The sequence below is a fragment of the Candidatus Krumholzibacteriota bacterium genome (assembly GCA_016932415.1).
Taxonomy (GTDB): domain Bacteria; phylum Krumholzibacteriota; class Krumholzibacteriia; order Krumholzibacteriales; family Krumholzibacteriaceae; genus Krumholzibacterium.
The window spans coordinates 20,884-38,004 of sequence record JAFGCX010000038.1; the positions used below are offsets into that span (position 1 = coordinate 20,884).

Consider the following 17,121-nt stretch of genomic DNA (forward strand, 5'->3'; position numbering starts at 1 on the left):
GCCTGGCAAACTGAAAAAAGCCCGTGAATTCTGATCTAATCACGGGCTTGCGCCAATCTTATTCTCCCTAAAGCCTTATAGGCTGTCGTTGCACCCGATATGCCTCGAAATAACCAGCCGTTGTATCTCGGATGTACCTTCACCTATGGTGAGGAGTTTGTAGTCCCTGTAGAACCGCTCGATATTGTATTCCCTCATCAGACCGTAACCACCGAAGATCTGGACAGCTTCATTGACGATCCTTCCCATCACCTCGGAGCAATACAGTTTCGACATCGCCGCCTGTTTCGAGAATGGCAATCCGGCATCCTTCAGCGAACAGGCCTTGTAAAGAAGTGCCCTGGCCGCTTCTATCTGTGTAGCCATATCGGCAAGTTTGAATGAATTTGCCTGAAATGTGGCGATCGGCCTTCCGAACTGCTCTCTTTCCCGGGCATACTTCAAAGCCAGCTCGAAAGCACCTTGGGCGCCTCCGAGTCCCATCGCCGCGATCGCGAGCCTGCCGTTATCGAGCGTCTCGAGCATCTGCCGGAATCCTTCTCCCCGTTTTCCCAGGAGGTTCGCTTCGGGGACCCTGCATCCTTCGAAAAAAAGCTCTCCTGTGTCGGAAGCTCTCCACATCATCTTGCCAGTCATCTTTCTTGCTTCAAAACCGGGCGTTCCGTTCGGAACGAGAATGCATGACATCTCGTTCTTCCCGTCAGAACGCTGGCCCGTCTTCGCCTGGACGACGCAGATACCTGATATCGGCGAGGATGAATTGGTGATGAATATCTTGCTGCCGTCGATCACCCATTCGCCGTTTTCCAGTTTTGCCGATGTCTTGCTCGCTCCCGCGTCAGATCCGGCGTCAGGTTCTGTCAGGCCGAAAGAAGCAAGTATCTCACCCTTGCAGAGACGGGGAAGCCACTCTTCCTTCTGCTGCTGATTCCCGTAGTAGTAGAGAGGTCCGATTCCGAGCGAATTTCCAGCTGCTACGGTCGCCGCTTGCGAGCCATCGACCCTGGCGATCTCCTCCACGGCGATAATATAATCGCCGTAACACATCCCCGATCCTCCGTATTTCTCATCGACGACTACTCCGAACAGCCCCATCTCAGCCATCTTGGCAGTTATCTCAAGAGAGAACTCTTCCCTTTCGTCAAGCTCCTGGGCTATCGGAGCGATCTCGCTTTCAGCAAAATCCCTTATCGAAGAACGCAGAACTTTCTGGTCTTCCGTGAGTCCGTAATCGATTTTATCCCTCCATGTTACAACAACAACTTCATCTATTTTCTAAAAAGTGAAACCCTCGGGAAGGTCTTTTTTATCAGTCCCTTCCGGAACCCAGGAAAGATCAAGGATCGTGTAGGTCGGGTTCTTCGTCCTGAAGATCGGGATCACTTTCATCCCGATCTCGGGATCCCCGAGAGAAAGATAGCTCATCAGGATCGTATCGACTCCCTCGAATTCGATGTTGATGAATTTGATCGGCTTGTCAAGGACATTGAAAGCTCCCGACCTCTCGCATACCATGAAGGTATGTACGAAGGCTTTCGTCTTCGCAAGTTTCGTCATATCGAAGACCGTGTTCCTGCCGAGGCAATCGGCGCAATGGATCCTGAACGGCTGATATACCGTGCCTTTGTATTCGCAGTCGGGATTATCACAGCGGGTTCCAAGGAGTTTTCCTTCGCCGAGACCCTCGAAGAACGGAGCTTCTCCCCCGTACATATGGATATACGTCATGTCCCTCGGGTTGGTCACTCCCATCAGCTTCCATCCGTCGTCGGCGTTTCGGATCGGCGTATTTTCCGACAACCTGTGAAAATCTCCCTTGATCTTGTATCTTCCGTCTTTAACAAAGACCTGTCCGAACATACTCATAATGATTCTCCTTTGATTTACAAACCTTATAACAGGTGATCGGGATCCATCAATATAGTCGATGTCACGTGAGAACCGACGCCGGCATGGCTTATTGCCATCCCTCTTTTCGCTCCCTTGACCTGAAGATCGGTCCAGTCTTTCGGTTTCACGCGCCCGAATTCTTTCCATCTCTTAGCGTCGCCATGGATCTCCGCCCATCTTTCCCAGATATGCGTCGCTACCTCGAACATCTGCATTATTCCCGTCGCTCCGACAGCGTGCATACAGCCTATCAGCCCTCCGGATATGTTCGATGGAAGCCTGCCCGGTTTTCCAGTCTTCGGATTTGTGTGATAGCAGTCGCCCGATTCGACGTAATCGCGTCCCTCGCCGTATGGCCTCAACCCGATATCCTCATATGTCTGAACGTCGCTGATCGTGAAAGCGTCGTGAAGTTCGACAAGGTCAAGGTCTTCGAGCGGATCCTTGATCCCGGCCATCCGGTATCCGTACCACGCCGCCATCCTCGCTCCAAGGAATCCGGTGAATCCGGGATACCTGTCCCCCCCCGGGAATCTCTTGCCAAGGTCTTTGTACTGATCGGCTGTTTCGTTGGGAAGCAGAGGTATCTCCATGTCGCGCCTGTCGGCCGGCCGGAGAGTATGCGATCCGGCGGCGACCCATATCCTGAGCGGCTTGTGAGGAGAGTTTTTCGTCATCTCTTCAGCTGTTTTCTCATCACAGATTATCGCGCATGCAGCCCCGACGCTCATCAGGCAGCAATCGAGAGCCCTGAGCGGATAAGCGACCACGGGGGATTTCAGAACGTCATCCACCGTTATCTTCATCGGTGACTGGGCATATGGATTCATCCTCGCGTATCCATGGTGTTTTACCGATATCTCGGCAAGAGTCCTGCGGAATGAATCTTCCGCCTTACCGAATATCTGCCAGTACCTCTGCGCCATCACGGCGTAATATCCAGTATATATGTGGCCGAGAGGAGACTCCCAGTCCTTGTCGGCGGCGCAGGATATGAGGAAATTGCCCTCATCGGTCGGGACTTCGTCCATTCTTTCCCATCCCATCGCCAGCACGCAGTCGGAATATCCCGAAGCTACGGCCTTGACCGCTTCCCAGAGAGTCGATCCTCCTGTCGCTCCTCCGGTCTTGACTCCGATGTTGCCGAGCGGGTCGAGACCAAGCCTGTCGTGGATCACTGCCTCGCCGAGGAGCTGATCACCGAAATGATCGGCAAAGTGGCCGTAGTAGCATGAATGTATATAGCTTTTCAATTCAGCCGGCGACATCCCGATCAGGTCGGCGGCCTGCGTGATCGCGTCGACGCACAGTTCCTCCGTCCTTTTTTCAGGTATCGCCCTGCCAAATTTTGACTGGCCGGCAGTGACGAGATAGACCGGCCTCATCAACGCGGGCACTTTAAGTTGCTGCTTGCTGAACTTGATCATATTTCCGACTCCTTTTTCCCAGACCTGTCACTTTTCGATTTAACGGTTGTTTACCTTACCAGATGAAATTAAAGATGTCCATTATTTTTGGGCACCGCCATTGAATAGCCATCGGCACCTGTGATATAATAGATACTCAGGTCAGTTTGAGAGGAGAGATCAGTGCTGAAGACATCGCTACCTGTATTAATATCGTTATACCTTCTTCTGCAGATCCCGACAGCTGTTCCGGCAGCCGAAGTCAATTGTTATAATGGATCTTCCCTGAGTGGAATAGAGGGCCTTGATATCGAGGTCACGTGCAATCCACTCGCTGAGAAGATCCTCTTTCACAGATCACTCGTAAGGGATTACGCGGTAAAACACCTTCTACGGGCCGGTATCGACATCAGTGGAGTTCTTGAAGCAAGATCGGGAATGATCGCCATATCGGTAGCGACAGTAGAGATGAAAGCTGAAAGCGGCGTGGAAGGATTCGCGACGACGCTCAACATCGATCTTAACAGGGCGGCTCTGTGCCTCCTCGATGACGAGGAATTCCACGCTATATCCTCCATCGTATGGGAAGAAGACAGGTTGATCGTATCGAGCGAAGATGAAGTGAAAGAATTTATCATCGAGATCCTTTCAAGGGCCCTTGACAACCTGGCCAATGACCTCCGTACCGCGGACCCTGGAAAATACGCCGTCTCATCCCTTGATACGGAAAGCGAATGATCTACTCCGTTTTGTAATCCGAGAGGACCTCCTTCAGCGTTTCCGCGTCGATATTGGCCCCGCATATGACTATTACCACGTTTTTTCCCCTGTACGATTCCTTTGTTTTCAGATAGGAAGCTACAGAGACGGCGGCGGCTCCCTCGATAAGCATATGTTCATTCCTGATGAATCCTGCCAGAGCGTTTTTTATCTCTTCTTCCGTGACCGTGATGAAATCATCGATATATTCCCTGCATAACCCGAAGGTGATCGCTCCGGGTTCGATGCCTCCGGCCGTCCCGTCAGATATTGTCGGCATCGATGGGATATCAAGTATTTTTCCCGCTTTAAGAGATTCCGCCATCACTTTCGAATTTTCGGGAGAACACCCGACCATCCGTATATCAGGCCTGATACTTTTTATATATCCCCCGATTCCAGATATCAGACCGCCACCACCTACCGAAGCAAAGATGGCGTCTATATGATCGATCTGCCTCTCGAGTTCCAGACCGATAGTACCCTGCCCGGCTATCACCTCACGGTCGTTGTAGGGAGAAATATACGTCATCGAGGCGTTAAGAGCAGTTTTTCTCGCGAAAGCTTCCGTCTCCGCGTTGTCAGTCCCGTATTCCTCTATCTCAGCTCCATACTGGCGTATCAACCTCAACTTATCCCCTGAAGCTCCTTCCGGGACGAATACCGTTCCCCTGCCACCTGTTATTTCAAGGGCGCGGGCGACAGCCGCTCCGTGATTTCCTGTCGAAGCGGTCACTACACCGCTGGACAGGTCTTCCCTGGAAAGAGAGAGTATCCTGCTGAGCGCCCCGCGGAATTTAAATGAGCCTGAATACTGGAGATTTTCCAGCTTGCACGCTACATCAGCGCCTCCGGCCTCGCTGAGATAAGACGATCGCGCGAGGGGCGTCTCCCGTATATACGCTCTTATAAGTGACTCGGCGTCGATAACCGCTTTTCTTACGTCCAGGATCACAACCCTCCCCGTGATAAAAAAAGGCCACCGGAAAACTTATAACCGATGACCCCGCCATTATCAAGCAATCAGATGAACACGAGCTAGAGAAGAGAGATAGCCGTATTTACCATTTCAAGCGTCTATGGTCAATTGAATATTTAACGATCATAAAAGATGTTTTTGTTCGACAGCTTGCCGGACTCCTGTATATTATTATGCGTTGCCGTACTGTTAGAGGATTGCTTATGAGAATGAACGGAATAAAATCTTTTTTCTCTCTTTTCAGGGATACGGCAAAAAGCTGTTTCAGAGACGATGTTCCATCGATGGCCGCCGCCCTGGCTTATCACGCCATACTCTCCCTCGCTCCCCTTCTTATCGTGATAGTAGGAGTCGTCAGCATGCTGTTCGGGACGGAGGCGGTGGAGAACGAGATCGTGATCCAGCTGCGTGATTCTATAGGCGAGAAAGCTTCCCTCGCGATCCAGAGCATTATTCGCAGCACCCAGGAGAGCCGTTCGGCGAATATCGCGGCCGGTTCGGGGTCTCTGCTCCTGCTTATAATCTTCTCAACCGGAGTCTTTCAACAACTTATCCTCTCTCTCAACACGATCTGGGGCAGGGATGTCGATCGCAGCCAGGGATTATTGAGAAAACTAATCCAGATACTGAGAAGCAATTTTTTCGCCTTTCTCATGGTCATCGGGCTTGGATTGTCGCTTTATACATCTCTTGTCATGAAGACTCTCACGGTGATACCGGAAAAACTCCTTCTAGAATCGTTTCCCGAGGTCGCCGGATTTCTGCCTCGCATCCCCGATCTCCTGTCACCCCTTATCCTTACTCTTCTCTTCGCGACCCTTTTCAAGGTAATACCTAATATAAGAATAAAATGGGGCGATGTATGGTTCGGCGCCGCGTTCACGTCGATACTTTTCGTCGTAAGCGAAAAGCTAATAGAAATGTACCTCCAGAAGACGATCGTCACGTCGCTATACGGCGCGGCCGGCTCTATCATAATTCTTCTTCTGTGGGTCTACTGGTCGGCGATGATTTTTCTCTTTGGAGCGGAACTGGCCAGGTCTTATGCGGAAAGATTCGGATCGAGAAGGGATATCGTCGACCTCGATTAAGGTCATCATCGATCGAACCGATCCCATCTCCAAGAAATACTCGGAAGCCCAAATCCTATGACCATATCCCTGACATGAGCCTGATTATTACTTCCATCGCCCTGTCAGTCCTTGCAATGAAATCGTCAAACAACCTTCCCGCCGCGTCGCTCGAGTCTCCATACCCCATACTGACGGCGACAGACGGAAGATATTCTTTCTCTATGACATCGTGAGCGGCTACCTTCAAACGGTAAAGGTCCCTCATCTTTTTAATAAAATCGAGATGCTCGATAAGATATATAAAATCTTCTTTTCTCTTTGGATTGAGTTCTGAAAGATATAAAAGAAGTTTCCTCGAAAGTGGATCGCGAAGCCTGTACTTCGCTTTGTATATAAGCAGAAGCATCTCGAGGTCACGCTGCCCCCCCCTGCATTCCTTCAGATTTCTCCTGATCTCATCATCCTCATTGGCGTGCCTTGCCACCATTTCCTCTATCAGCAACTCTATGAAATCGGCATCCCTGCCGAAAATAAGCGGCTCAATGATCTTTTCCTTGAGCTTTTTATCGAGTTTCTTCGGTCCGACGAGCATCCGCGAACTAAGGATCTGCGAAAGATCAACGAGCACATCCTTCGTCTCTGCGCTGAGAAATCCGCTCAGCTGGTCGAGGCTTATCACGTAACTGCCAAAATGCTCGGCAAACCTGTGATGAGGTAATATTCCCCTCTTGAGTATCTGGGAGTTCATCTTCGATACGATCTTGTTGCAGTAATAGATTATCTCGTCATCACTCGAATCAAGGATCACGATCATGTCATAATCATCGTCGAATCCCTGTTCGCGCGCGTGCCCCCCGGTGGCGTAGAGAGCGAACATGTCATGAGTATAGATCGAATATCCAAGGGATTTGTGCACATCCTGAAGGCAGTTTTCGTGCAGGGCATGCGTGTAATTATCGCAGAACTCGATAAATTCGGCATCTGTCTGCTCGCTTCCGGCGCCGGCGAGGGTCAGCAGGCTGACCCTTACGAACTCCATATCATAATAATCGCCTATCCGCTCTATTCTCTGGTCTATCGTCGGGATCGACGAGATATCACTGTAAAAACCTTTCGTTATCTCCTTGAGTTTCTCGTTCCTGTAGAGGTTCTTTATGAAGACCGGATATTTGTTCAGGATCGGATGAAAATGTCTTTTAAAAAAATGGCTGCTTTTGTAATGGAGGTCCGACAGGCTGAGAAGCTGCTTGTGATATGGCAACAGCTCCGGGATGACCGGTTCCTTTTTTATTATCGATATGAACCGTCCGAGAAGGTCGTAATCGAGAAGGGCAAGAAAGTTGTTGAGTGTCTGCGACTGGGAGCTTGATATCCTTGCCAGTGAATCCGAGACACTTGGAAGGGAACCGAGCTGATCGATGAACAGCCTGCTCAGCAGGGCGAAGATCTCTTTCGATTCCTCTGTATTCGCCTTTCTGCCCATTATAGTAAGAAACTGGATTATTGGGGCCGGTTCATAGACGGTGCTCGAGACATACCCCTTCGCTACTTTATTAAGTGTCCTCCGTGGAAGCTCCCTGAAACTCTCTATGAATTCATCGTAAAAAAGATTGTTCTCGTCCTTCAACTCTTCGAGAAAATCATCCCAGTATGTTATTCCCTCGAGAAACGACGAAGCCCGGAGAAAGTCGATCGCCAGATTGCCTTTATACCCTGGCGACTTGCGCGCGTCGCCGGAAAATATCGGACCATATATACTGATATCGCGCAGATGTTTCTTCAGGTCCGCGCTAAGTACCTCTATCGCCTGGTAACAGCTCTCGAGGTGATTGTAATAATCGACAAGCATGAATTCTTTCGCCGAAACTACTCCACGCTCCTCGAATCCGATCATTTCAGCTATCCGCGCCACCATATCTCCTATGCACTGTTCGCTTAGGGTGATCTCTTCATCCTGAGCGACCATGATCTGGTACAGCTGCCTGAAAAGTTCCAGGAAGCTCAGAGCCCGTTCAATGTCATCGTATTCTTTTTCACGGCCGGGATTTTTAGCCTTGAGTTCTTCTATGATCTCCCACGCGTTGAGTCTTTCAACGCCATATAACAATTTCAAGGCGGAAAGAAGTCCCCTTATCGGCCGAAGACCGTCTTCCTTCGGATTGATGCTGTCTTTCGATTTCGGATTGGACAGGACCGATTTTATCTCCCCGAGGATTCCCCTGAGGAAACCCTCGTGGTAGCGGTTCTCCCTGTTTTTCGGATCGAAATAAAAGCGGCTTGTCACCCGTTTCCTGAATTCCTCATAAAGATCCTCGCTGCCAAGGATATTCGCGGCCCCTATCATCTCGCTGACAATAATGAAATTGTATGTGTTGCTTGTAAGTACTGCCTCATATTCCTCGATCCGCGCGCTCAGTGAATTCCCTCCGATATATTCGGAAAGATGGAAATGCAGCCTCGTCGCGGTCTTGAACATGTGGCTGCTGAGCTGCCCGATCGCGCTGTTGAGGTTATCGCGGTCTCCATCCTCGGCGCAGACGATCCCCAGGTCTATATCATCCTGGTCCGCTCTTGTCCCGACGCCAAGGACGACGAATTCGGGATGGTCTTTCCCCTCGAGAAAGAGATCGAGGAGACGCCGCATGTAATCTCTCGTAAGGTGCCTGAACATTCTTCCCGATTCGAGCATGAATTTCTTGCTAACCTTGCTTCTGTCCCTGCTCGAAGCGAGATCGAGTTTTACGATATCTATAAGCCTGAGATTCATCTGCAGAAACTGCAGCGCGTAATAGCACCCGAGAAAATCGAGAGCCTCTTTTTTATCTTTCGCGACCTGGAGTATAGTATCCATCTCTTCCGAGATTTCCATCGAATAACTCCAGAAATGGACCCTGTCACGAACACCCTCGCGTTCGAGGGCCGCGGTCAGTTGATCGATATTTCTTGATATTACGTGGAGATATTTGTGGTTGTAATTTCCGAGTTTCTCCGTTTTTTCCTTCAGTCTCGCAAACTGATCCTTCATAGGCGACGCTTTCCCTCGATCAGGCCCTGATATCAGCCGCAGTCTCCCGCGGCATATTGACTCCCTGTTTTAATACCTGCATCAAAAGCGCTGAGATAGTTTTCCTCCGACAGCTTCGGAGCTCTCGCCATGATCGCAAGCCTGATCGATTTTTCTTCGAGTACGTCTGAGATCGACGCAAAGATACCGAGGACAAAAATATTTATCATCGAATAATTATCGACGTACCTGTCTATTACCTCGAAGAAAGGAATCTTGCAGATCCTTTCCTCTCCAGGCGACCCTGCCGTCTCGACATCGATATCGGCAACGACCACACCGCCCGGGGCGAGATCGGCGATATGCCTCTCGAACGCTTCCTGCGTAAGGACGAGAAGAAAATCGACCGCCTGTACTCTTGGAGAATCGACCGGTACGTCAGAGATTATGACATCGGCCCTGGCGATGTTACTTCTCGCTTCCGGACCGAACGAAGCACTTTCAAGGGCATACTTGTCTCCGTATATCGCCGCCGCTTCGGCAAGTATCCTCGCCGCCTGTTTCAGGCCATGGTTGCTTGACCCGCTCAACCTGATGCAATATTTGTACGACATGGCGGACTCCCTGTTTTTTTTACCGGTCCTGATCGTCGCTGGCAATGGCCAAGAATACATCGAATGAACGGCCCTTACAACAGGAATGATCATCACTGACGAGATGGCACGATGAAAAAGGACTAAACCATCGGAGTTTCCAACCGATAACTCTTACCAGCAAGGAACTTTGCGATTGAAATAACGTATATAAATATAGTAAGTTGACAGAATATGGTGCTTTCTTATCACTGATTCTCATGGATGGACTATCAATATTCGGCGGGATGCGTCACGGATGATTGGAAATTTAAATCGGTCTTCGCGCTTCATTGCTCTTGCGGCGGTCGTTACGGCCGCTATTGTGTATGTGTCATCATTTCCCTCTTCGGCCGCTCCGTCCACCGCGGTCCAGACGGCTGACACTCCAAGGATTAAATTCAAACGTATATCGATCGAAGACGGATTATCACAGAGTATCGTCGAATGCATCATCCAGGATAAGACTGGATTCCTGTGGCTCGGTACGGAATCGGGGCTTAACAAATACGACGGATACGACTTCACTGTCATGGTCAATGACCCGAAAGACCCGAACAGCCTCAGCTATAACCATATCCTCTCTGTCTGCGAGGACAGTCATGGTTATCTCTGGATCGGGACTTTTCACGGAGGGTTGAACAGGTACGATCCCGAGACCGGTATATTCAAACTCTACATCAACGATCCGAGGAACAGTTCGAGCATCAGCCATAACAATATCAACGCTATCCTCGAGGACCGTTCCGGTACTCTCTGGATAGGGACTGACGACGGGTTGAACAGGTTCGATCCTGTCAGCGATTCCTTCTCCAGGTTTCTCGACAGCTCAAAGAGCTCGACCAGCCCGGGCGGTTCTGCGGTCCTCGATATCTACGAGGATGATGAAGGGATGCTCTGGATAGCTCAGGACGGGAATGGATTGTGCTGCGTAGATACGCATGGGATTCTCATGAGGCATTATCTCCATGACCCCGGTGACGATTCCTCGCTAAGCAGCAATTCGGTAAGATCCATATTCCAGGACCGGTCGGAGACATTCTGGGTCGGGACTGTCGGAGGAGGCCTCAACAGGCTTGATGATTCCAGGAAACATTTTTCGAGGTACAGGCACGATCCCCACGATCCATCCAGCCTGAGCAACGACAATGTCTACGCGATCTACGAGGACAGTTTCGGTTCGCTGTGGATAGGGACGAAAGGCGGAGGACTCAACCTCTACGACCGGGGTAATGACGGTTTCTTCCATTATCTCAATGATCCGAACGACCCGACCAGCATCGGGTACAACGAGATATATGATATCTTCGAAGACAGGTCGGGAGTGATCTGGCTCGGCACATATGGAGACGGAACGAGCAGTTTCCACGGCAAGCTCAGCAAATTCAACGTCTACAGGCCGGACCCCACCGATCCCGAAGCGCTGAATGAAGGGATCGTCTGGTCGATACTCGAGGATACCGACAAGACCCTGTGGATAGGGACGCATGGTGGTGGATTGAACCATTTCGACAGAAAATCGGGGAGATTCACTCATTTCAGGAATGATCATGATGATCCAGAAAGTATCAACAGCGATATAGTCAGGATCGTCTTTATGGACAGGAATAAGACTATCTGGGTAGGAACGCGGGACGGTATAGGCAGGTTCAACCGGAAGACAGGTAAATTCAGTAGATATACTCACGATCCCGGCGATCCTTCGAGTATCAGCCACAACGAGATCAGATCGATCTACGAAGACCGCAAGGGAACGATGTGGATCGGCACGTACGGTGGCGGGCTGAACAGTTTCGACAGGGAAAGTGGGAAGTTCCAGACGTTCAGGCATGATATCGACGATTCAACGAGCCTCAGCAACGATTTCGTCAGGGAGATGCTGGAAGACAGCGCGGGAAGATTCTGGATAGGCACTCAGGGTGGCGGACTTGAACTGATGAATCGCGCCAGGGGGACTTTCACTCATTTCAGGACCGATATATCCGACCCCCAGTCGCTGAACAACGATTACGCCTTTACGATCTTAGAAGGTGAAGGACGCACATTGTGGATCGGAACGATGGGAGGCGGCCTGAACAGGCTTGATATAAATACCGGGAAATTCAGACATTTCACTGAAGACGACGGGCTGGCGAACAATTCCGTCTACTGCATACTCGGAGGAAACGACGGGAAACTCTGGATGAGCAGCAATTTCGGGATATCCTCATTCGACCCTGAAACGGAGGAGTTCAGCAACTATAACAGCGAGGATGGAATCCAGAGCAACGAATTCAATGGAGGATCCTCGTTCAAAAGCAGTTCGGGCGAACTTTTCTTCGGCAATATAGATGGATTCATCTCTTTCTTCCCGGACAGGATAGTCAACAACCCTAACATCCCTCCCGTGGTACTGACGACATTCAAGAAGCTAAACAAGAGCGTCGATCTGGACAGGCCTATAGCCAGGATCGATGAACTCGTACTTTCGCATAAGGATTACTTCTTCTCGTTCGAATTTTCCGCCCTTGATTATTACGCCCCGGGAAAAAACAAATATGCCTATATGATGGAAGGTCTCGACAAGGACTGGATATATACCGACTCTTCAAAACGTATCGCGACATATACGACTCTTCAGCCGGGAAAATATATTTTCAGGGTCAAGGGCTCGAACAATGATGGTATCTGGAACGAGGAAGGAGTCTCGATAAAGATCACGATAACTCCCCCTTTCTGGAAGACTCTATGGTTCCGCGCCCTGATCGGCCTGATAATAGCCGCCATAATATTCATTCTCTACAACCGCCGGGTCAAGAACGTGCGAATATCGACGGAGCTGATGGCCGCCCAGGCCGCACAGATGTCGATCATGCCGCATAAAGATCCCCAGATCGATGGCTTCGATATAAGCGGGACATGCATTCCGGCGAATGAGGTAGGCGGAGATTTTTACGACTATATGTGGCTCGACATCGAAAAGACAAGATTCCTCGTGGCGATAGGCGACGTTTCGGGCAAAGCAATGAAAGCGGCGATGATAGCGGTTATGTCAAGCGGCATGATCTGCTCGAGAGCGATGGGTAACAGCTCGATCTCAAAGATCATGACCGAGATCAATCCACCTCTCTTCAGCAAGACCGAAGCTACGATGTACACGGCGCTATTCCTGGCGGCGATCGATATAAAGACGAAAGAGATCGCATTTTCCAACGCCGGGTTCAGCGATCCGATCCTGAAAACAGCCGAAAGCCTGATGAAGATAGACAACGTCGGATCGAGACTGCCCCTTGGGATGCTTGAAGATACTTCCTATTCGGAAAAGAAGGTCAGAATGGAACATAACGATATTCTGGTCCTTTTCTCCGATGGCGTTCCAGACGCGATCAACCAGTCGAAGGAATTCTATGATACCGATTCGCTCGAGACTCTCCTGAAAGACAGAGTGACGCCTTCGATGTCAGCCAGAGAGATCAAGGAACTGATCGTCGACGACGTCATGAGGTTTGCCGGGCATACTCCCCAGAACGATGATATCACTCTTGTAGTCATCAAGGCCTGCTGAAGCAGCCTCTCTCGCTCTCACCCCCTTTCTGACACGATCTGCCGAAAAGTCGATTTCCTGGAATAAATCTGCTTATAAAATTTGCATCAATGGCGGATTTAATGTATAAATGTAAAAAAGTTACGAGAGGATCGAGCAACGCATCTGACCCGCACGGTTCGATGCGTTAACAGTAAAGGAGTTAACAGGTTATGAGTAAAAGAACTATCGTCTCAATGCCCGGTGATGGAATCGGCAAGGTCGTCCTCCCCGCCACCGTTAAAGTCCTCGAAAAAGCCGGATTCGAAGCGGACTATGTCCATGCAGATATCGGATGGGAATTCTGGTGCAAAGAAGGAAATCCCTTTCCGCAAAGGACTATCGATCTTCTCAGCAAGCACAAGATAGGCCTCTTCGGCGCTATAACCTCCAAGCCTAAATCTGAAGCGGCCCTGGAACTCGATCCATCGCTTCAGGACAAGGGACTTGTCTATTACAGCCCGATAGTGGCGATGAGGCAGCTTTTCAACCTTGATATCTGTATACGTCCCTGCCGTTCATTTCCCAACAATCCGCTCAACTTCATAAGAAAAGGACCGGGCGGGACTATCGAGGAACCTGTCGTCGACACCGTCATTTTCCGCCAGAATACCGAAGGGCTCTACGGCGGCGTCGAATGGACAAATCCTCCGCAGATTGTCCTCGACGCTCTCAATTCTCATCCGAAATTCAAGAACTTCGCATCCACTCCACCCGCTGAACTGGCCGTATCGACGCGTATCTTCACGCAGAAGGCGTGTAACAGGATAGTCGGTGAAGCTTTTAAATATGCCGACAAATTCGGTTACAAGTCTGTGACGATATGTGAAAAACCGAACGTCATCAGGGAGACTTCAGGGATGATGCTGGCAACGGGCAAGAGGATCCAGAAGGAGTATCCCGGTATCGAACTCTGGAACACCAATATAGACGCGCAGATGATGTGGCTGACCAAGAATCCTGAAGATTACGGCGTAATCGTCGCCGGCAACATGTTCGGCGATATCGTCTCCGACGGGTTCGCCGGTCTTGTCGGCGGACTTGGATTCGCCTGCAGCGCCAATATCGGCGAAGAAGTCGCTGTCTTCGAGCCTACGCACGGATCGGCCCCCAAATATGAAAAACTCGATCCCCCGATCGTAAACCCGATGGCGATGATACTTTCAGCCTGCATGATGCTCGACCACATCGGAGAGACCGAAAAGGCCGAAAAGATCCGTTCCGCCATCGCCTCTGTGATCAAAGAGGGTAAGATATACTCCTATGATATGCTTAAACTCAGAGGCGGCGCCGACGCCCTGGCAAAAGGCGCGTCATCGACCGATCAGGTCGCGGCGGCAGTGATGGAGAAACTTTAACACTTATCGCGACAGGAGAATCGATATGATCACTTCAAAAGATATCGAATCGATCTTCGCCGCGCAGCTCGCGAAGATAAAGAAAGTCGAACTCAGGAACATGGTCGTTGAGATATGGGTCGCGGGCTGCGCCAAAGGAGCCTGGGAAAGCGTCGAAGAACTTCGCGCTATCCCCTTCACCCTTCTTACCGACACAAAAGGGATCAGTTTCATAGAGCACACCATCGCGGTGACCGAAGGAGCGCTCGCTCTTGCCCGTGCGCAGATCGACGCGTACAGCAAAATGCCGTACCCCTTCGACCTTGACCGCCTTGTAGCCGGCGGGCTTCTCCACGATGTCGGCAAGCTGCTTGAGATCGAGCGGGACGGAACGGGCGGCTATCGAAAGAGTCACAGCGGTAAATGCGCACGCCATCCTATATCGGGGGCTCTTCTTGCCGCCGAATCGGGCGCCGATGAAGAACTGCTTAATACCATCATCTGTCACGCGAAGGAAGGTGACGGACGCCCGCAGGTACCTGAGACCGTGATGATACACCAGGCTGATTTCGCCACCTTCGACCCCCTTGTCATGCTTAGCAAGGGATTGTTGATCGAATAGAAAGGCTGGATCCATTGTGGGAAAGACAATAATCGAAAAGATCATCGCCTCGCATGCCGGAAAAGAAGTCGTTCCCGGCGAGATCGTTGACATCATGATCGATGTACGCGTGGCGAGGGACTTCGGCGGAGCGAATGTGGCAAAGAATATCGTCGACAACGGCCTCGGGATAGACGATCCCGCCAGGACCGCCTTCACCTTCGATTGCAACCCAGGCGGCTCCGATCAGAAGTACGCGACCAATCAACAGATATGCCGTAATTTCGCCAGGGAACATTCTATCGGCGTATACGATATCGACGCCGGGATAGGCACTCATATCGCGATCGACAAGGGTCTTGCTCTGCCCGGATCGACTTTCGTATCTACAGATTCTCACGCGAACATTCTGGGCGCGATAGGCGCCTTCGGCCAGGGAATGGGAGACGTCGATATTGCCCACGCTTTCGCTTACGGAAAGGTCTGGTTCAAGGTCCCTCCTACCGTCAGGGTGATCCTCAAGGGGACTCCCTCGCCCCTCACCACGCCGAAGGATCTCGTCCTGGCGATGCTTAAGAAGCTCGGAGCGAACGGGCTCCTCGGATACGCCGCGGAGGTCTGTGGAGATGTCATCGACGATCTTGATCTCTCGGGAAGGATAACGATGGCGTCGATGGCGACCGAAATGGGCGGAATAATATCTCTCTTCTCTCCCAACCAGGATGTGATCGACTATATGGCAAAAGTGAGCGGCAAGAGGATCGAACCTGTCAGGGCGGACAGCGATGCCGTTTACGAAAAGAGTATAGAGATCGATATAGATGGACTGGTTCCCCAGGCGTCGAGGCCGGGGCATCCCGAAGATGTGGTCGACGTGGCCGACGTCGCGGGCACTAAAATAGGTTCCGCCTTTATCGGCTCGTGCACGAACGGCCGTTTTGAGGATATGAAAGCGGCGGCGGCCGTCCTCGAGGGGAAAAAGGTCGCCCCCGGTGTCGTTCTTAAGATCGTACCGGCAACCGACGAAGTCTGGCGGCGTTGTCTCGATGAAGGAGTGCTGAAAATATTCAAGGATTCAGGTGCGCTTGTAGGCAACGCGGGCTGCGCGGGGTGCGCGGCGGGGCAGATCGGGCAGAACGGTCCGGGTGAGGTGACTATAAGCACCGGTAATCGCAATTTCGCGGGAAAGCAGGGAAAAGGCGAGGTATATATCGCTTCTCCCGCCGTGGTCGCCGCTTCGGCCGTTGCCGGTATAATAACCCTTCCCGACTCTATCCCGGCCGAGCCTTTCCTTTTCTCGACAGGTGAACCCGGAGAAACCCTCGTGGCGGAGAAAAAGCGGTCGAAAGCTCAAAAAAGACCGATAGTCTTCAAAGGGAAGGTCTGGCTAATCGACCGCGACAATATAGATACCGACATGATATACCATAACAGGTATCTGACGATCACCGATATCGACGAGATGGGACAGTACACGTTCGACAATCTCGAAGGATGGAAAGATTTCGCTAAAAAGGCAGGTCCCGGAGATATCGTCATTACGGGAAAGAATTTCGGAGCGGGATCGTCGCGTCAGCAGGCGGTCGATTGTTTCAAGAGCCTCGGGATCTCTCTCGTCATCGCCGAATCTTTCGGCGCGATCTATGAGAGAAACGCGATCAACAAGGGTTTTCCGATTGTCACCGCCGCCCTTCTCTCTTCGGGACTTAAAGATGGAGAAGAGATCGAGGTAAATCTCGAGGACGAGAGTGTCACCCTTCCTTCGGGAAAAAAGGTGAAAGGTTCTTTTTCCGAGGTGCAGATGAATATCTACCTCAAGGGCGGGCTTCTGAGTAATGAGGATTAAGTCACAGGATACCTTCGAACAAAGGATCGGAT

Annotated in this window: 12 protein-coding genes; 6 read left to right on the forward strand and 6 right to left on the reverse strand. The window is 50.9% G+C overall.

Annotation, left to right across the window (positions count from 1 at the left end; all coding sequences use genetic code 11):
* Positions 1–75: 75 nt before the first annotated feature.
* Genes JW814_12620 through JW814_12630 form a run of 3 tightly spaced genes read right to left on the reverse strand, consistent with a single transcriptional unit; the run spans position 76 to position 3,317 of the window.
* Entirely contained in the window at positions 76–1,236 is a 1,161-nt protein-coding gene (locus tag JW814_12620; GenBank protein MBN2072289.1) for an acyl-CoA dehydrogenase family protein, read from the reverse strand.
* 39 nt (positions 1,237–1,275) lie between these two features.
* Positions 1,276–1,866, reverse strand: a complete 591-nt coding sequence (locus JW814_12625) for a hypothetical protein (GenBank protein MBN2072290.1) — start codon at positions 1,864–1,866, stop codon at positions 1,276–1,278.
* Positions 1,867–1,892: 26 nt separating this feature from the next.
* The gene (locus tag JW814_12630; protein ID MBN2072291.1) at positions 1,893–3,317 is read right to left on the reverse strand and encodes a thiolase domain-containing protein; all 1,425 of its coding nucleotides are present in this window, start codon (positions 3,315–3,317) and stop codon (positions 1,893–1,895) included.
* A 162-nt stretch (positions 3,318–3,479) separates the two neighbouring features.
* On the opposite strand from JW814_12630, the gene JW814_12635 reads away from it, so the two are divergent.
* On the forward strand, positions 3,480–4,034 hold the full coding sequence (locus JW814_12635) for a hypothetical protein (protein MBN2072292.1): 555 nt from the start codon (positions 3,480–3,482) through the stop codon (positions 4,032–4,034).
* A gap of 1 nt (position 4,035) precedes the next feature.
* Here the strand turns inward: JW814_12635 and JW814_12640 are convergent, their stop codons facing one another.
* Positions 4,036–5,007, reverse strand: coding sequence for a threonine/serine dehydratase (locus JW814_12640; protein MBN2072293.1), 972 nt, complete (start codon positions 5,005–5,007; stop codon positions 4,036–4,038).
* A 236-nt stretch (positions 5,008–5,243) separates the two neighbouring features.
* On the opposite strand from JW814_12640, the gene JW814_12645 reads away from it, so the two are divergent.
* Complete coding sequence (locus JW814_12645) at positions 5,244–6,125, forward strand: YihY/virulence factor BrkB family protein (GenBank protein ID MBN2072294.1); 882 nt, start codon at positions 5,244–5,246, stop codon at positions 6,123–6,125.
* A gap of 55 nt (positions 6,126–6,180) precedes the next feature.
* On the opposite strand, the gene JW814_12650 is transcribed toward JW814_12645, so the two are convergent.
* A complete protein-coding gene (locus JW814_12650) occupies positions 6,181–9,132 on the reverse strand; it encodes a hypothetical protein (GenBank protein MBN2072295.1) in 2,952 nt (983 codons plus the stop codon).
* A 32-nt stretch (positions 9,133–9,164) separates the two neighbouring features.
* Positions 9,165–9,725 (reverse strand): 2-oxoacid:acceptor oxidoreductase family protein, encoded by a 561-nt coding sequence (locus JW814_12655; GenBank protein MBN2072296.1) that lies wholly within the window; start codon positions 9,723–9,725, stop codon positions 9,165–9,167.
* Positions 9,726–10,002: 277 nt separating this feature from the next.
* Here JW814_12655 and JW814_12660 point away from each other — a divergent pair, with 277 nt between their 5' ends.
* The 4 genes from JW814_12660 to JW814_12675 all read left to right on the forward strand — a co-directional run bounded on the left by JW814_12660 (position 10,003) and on the right by JW814_12675 (position 17,089).
* Positions 10,003–13,287 carry a SpoIIE family protein phosphatase gene (locus JW814_12660; GenBank protein ID MBN2072297.1) on the forward strand — a complete coding sequence of 1,095 codons (3,285 nt, stop codon included), beginning with the start codon at positions 10,003–10,005 and terminating at the stop codon, positions 13,285–13,287.
* Between the two features lie 191 nt (positions 13,288–13,478).
* Positions 13,479–14,663: an isocitrate/isopropylmalate dehydrogenase family protein gene (locus JW814_12665; GenBank protein MBN2072298.1), complete on the forward strand. Its 1,185-nt coding sequence runs from the start codon at positions 13,479–13,481 to the stop codon at positions 14,661–14,663.
* Positions 14,664–14,688: 25 nt separating this feature from the next.
* Entirely contained in the window at positions 14,689–15,264 is a 576-nt protein-coding gene (locus tag JW814_12670; protein ID MBN2072299.1) for an HDIG domain-containing protein, read from the forward strand.
* A 16-nt stretch (positions 15,265–15,280) separates the two neighbouring features.
* The gene (locus JW814_12675) at positions 15,281–17,089 is read left to right on the forward strand and encodes a 3-isopropylmalate dehydratase large subunit (GenBank protein ID MBN2072300.1); all 1,809 of its coding nucleotides are present in this window, start codon (positions 15,281–15,283) and stop codon (positions 17,087–17,089) included.
* Positions 17,090–17,121 lie beyond the last annotated feature (32 nt).

Coding starts and splice junctions, on each gene's coding strand:
- JW814_12655 (MBN2072296.1), bottom strand. CDS start 9,725: ATGTCGTACAAATATTGCATCAGGTTGAGCGGGTCAAGCAACCATGGC.
- JW814_12660 (MBN2072297.1), top strand. CDS start 10,003: ATGATTGGAAATTTAAATCGGTCTTCGCGCTTCATTGCTCTTGCGGCG.
- JW814_12670 (MBN2072299.1), top strand. CDS start 14,689: ATGATCACTTCAAAAGATATCGAATCGATCTTCGCCGCGCAGCTCGCG.
- JW814_12665 (MBN2072298.1), top strand. CDS start 13,479: ATGAGTAAAAGAACTATCGTCTCAATGCCCGGTGATGGAATCGGCAAG.
- JW814_12625 (MBN2072290.1), bottom strand. CDS start 1,866: ATGAGTATGTTCGGACAGGTCTTTGTTAAAGACGGAAGATACAAGATC.
- JW814_12645 (MBN2072294.1), top strand. CDS start 5,244: ATGAACGGAATAAAATCTTTTTTCTCTCTTTTCAGGGATACGGCAAAA.
- JW814_12630 (MBN2072291.1), bottom strand. CDS start 3,317: ATGATCAAGTTCAGCAAGCAGCAACTTAAAGTGCCCGCGTTGATGAGG.
- JW814_12650 (MBN2072295.1), bottom strand. CDS start 9,132: ATGAAGGATCAGTTTGCGAGACTGAAGGAAAAAACGGAGAAACTCGGA.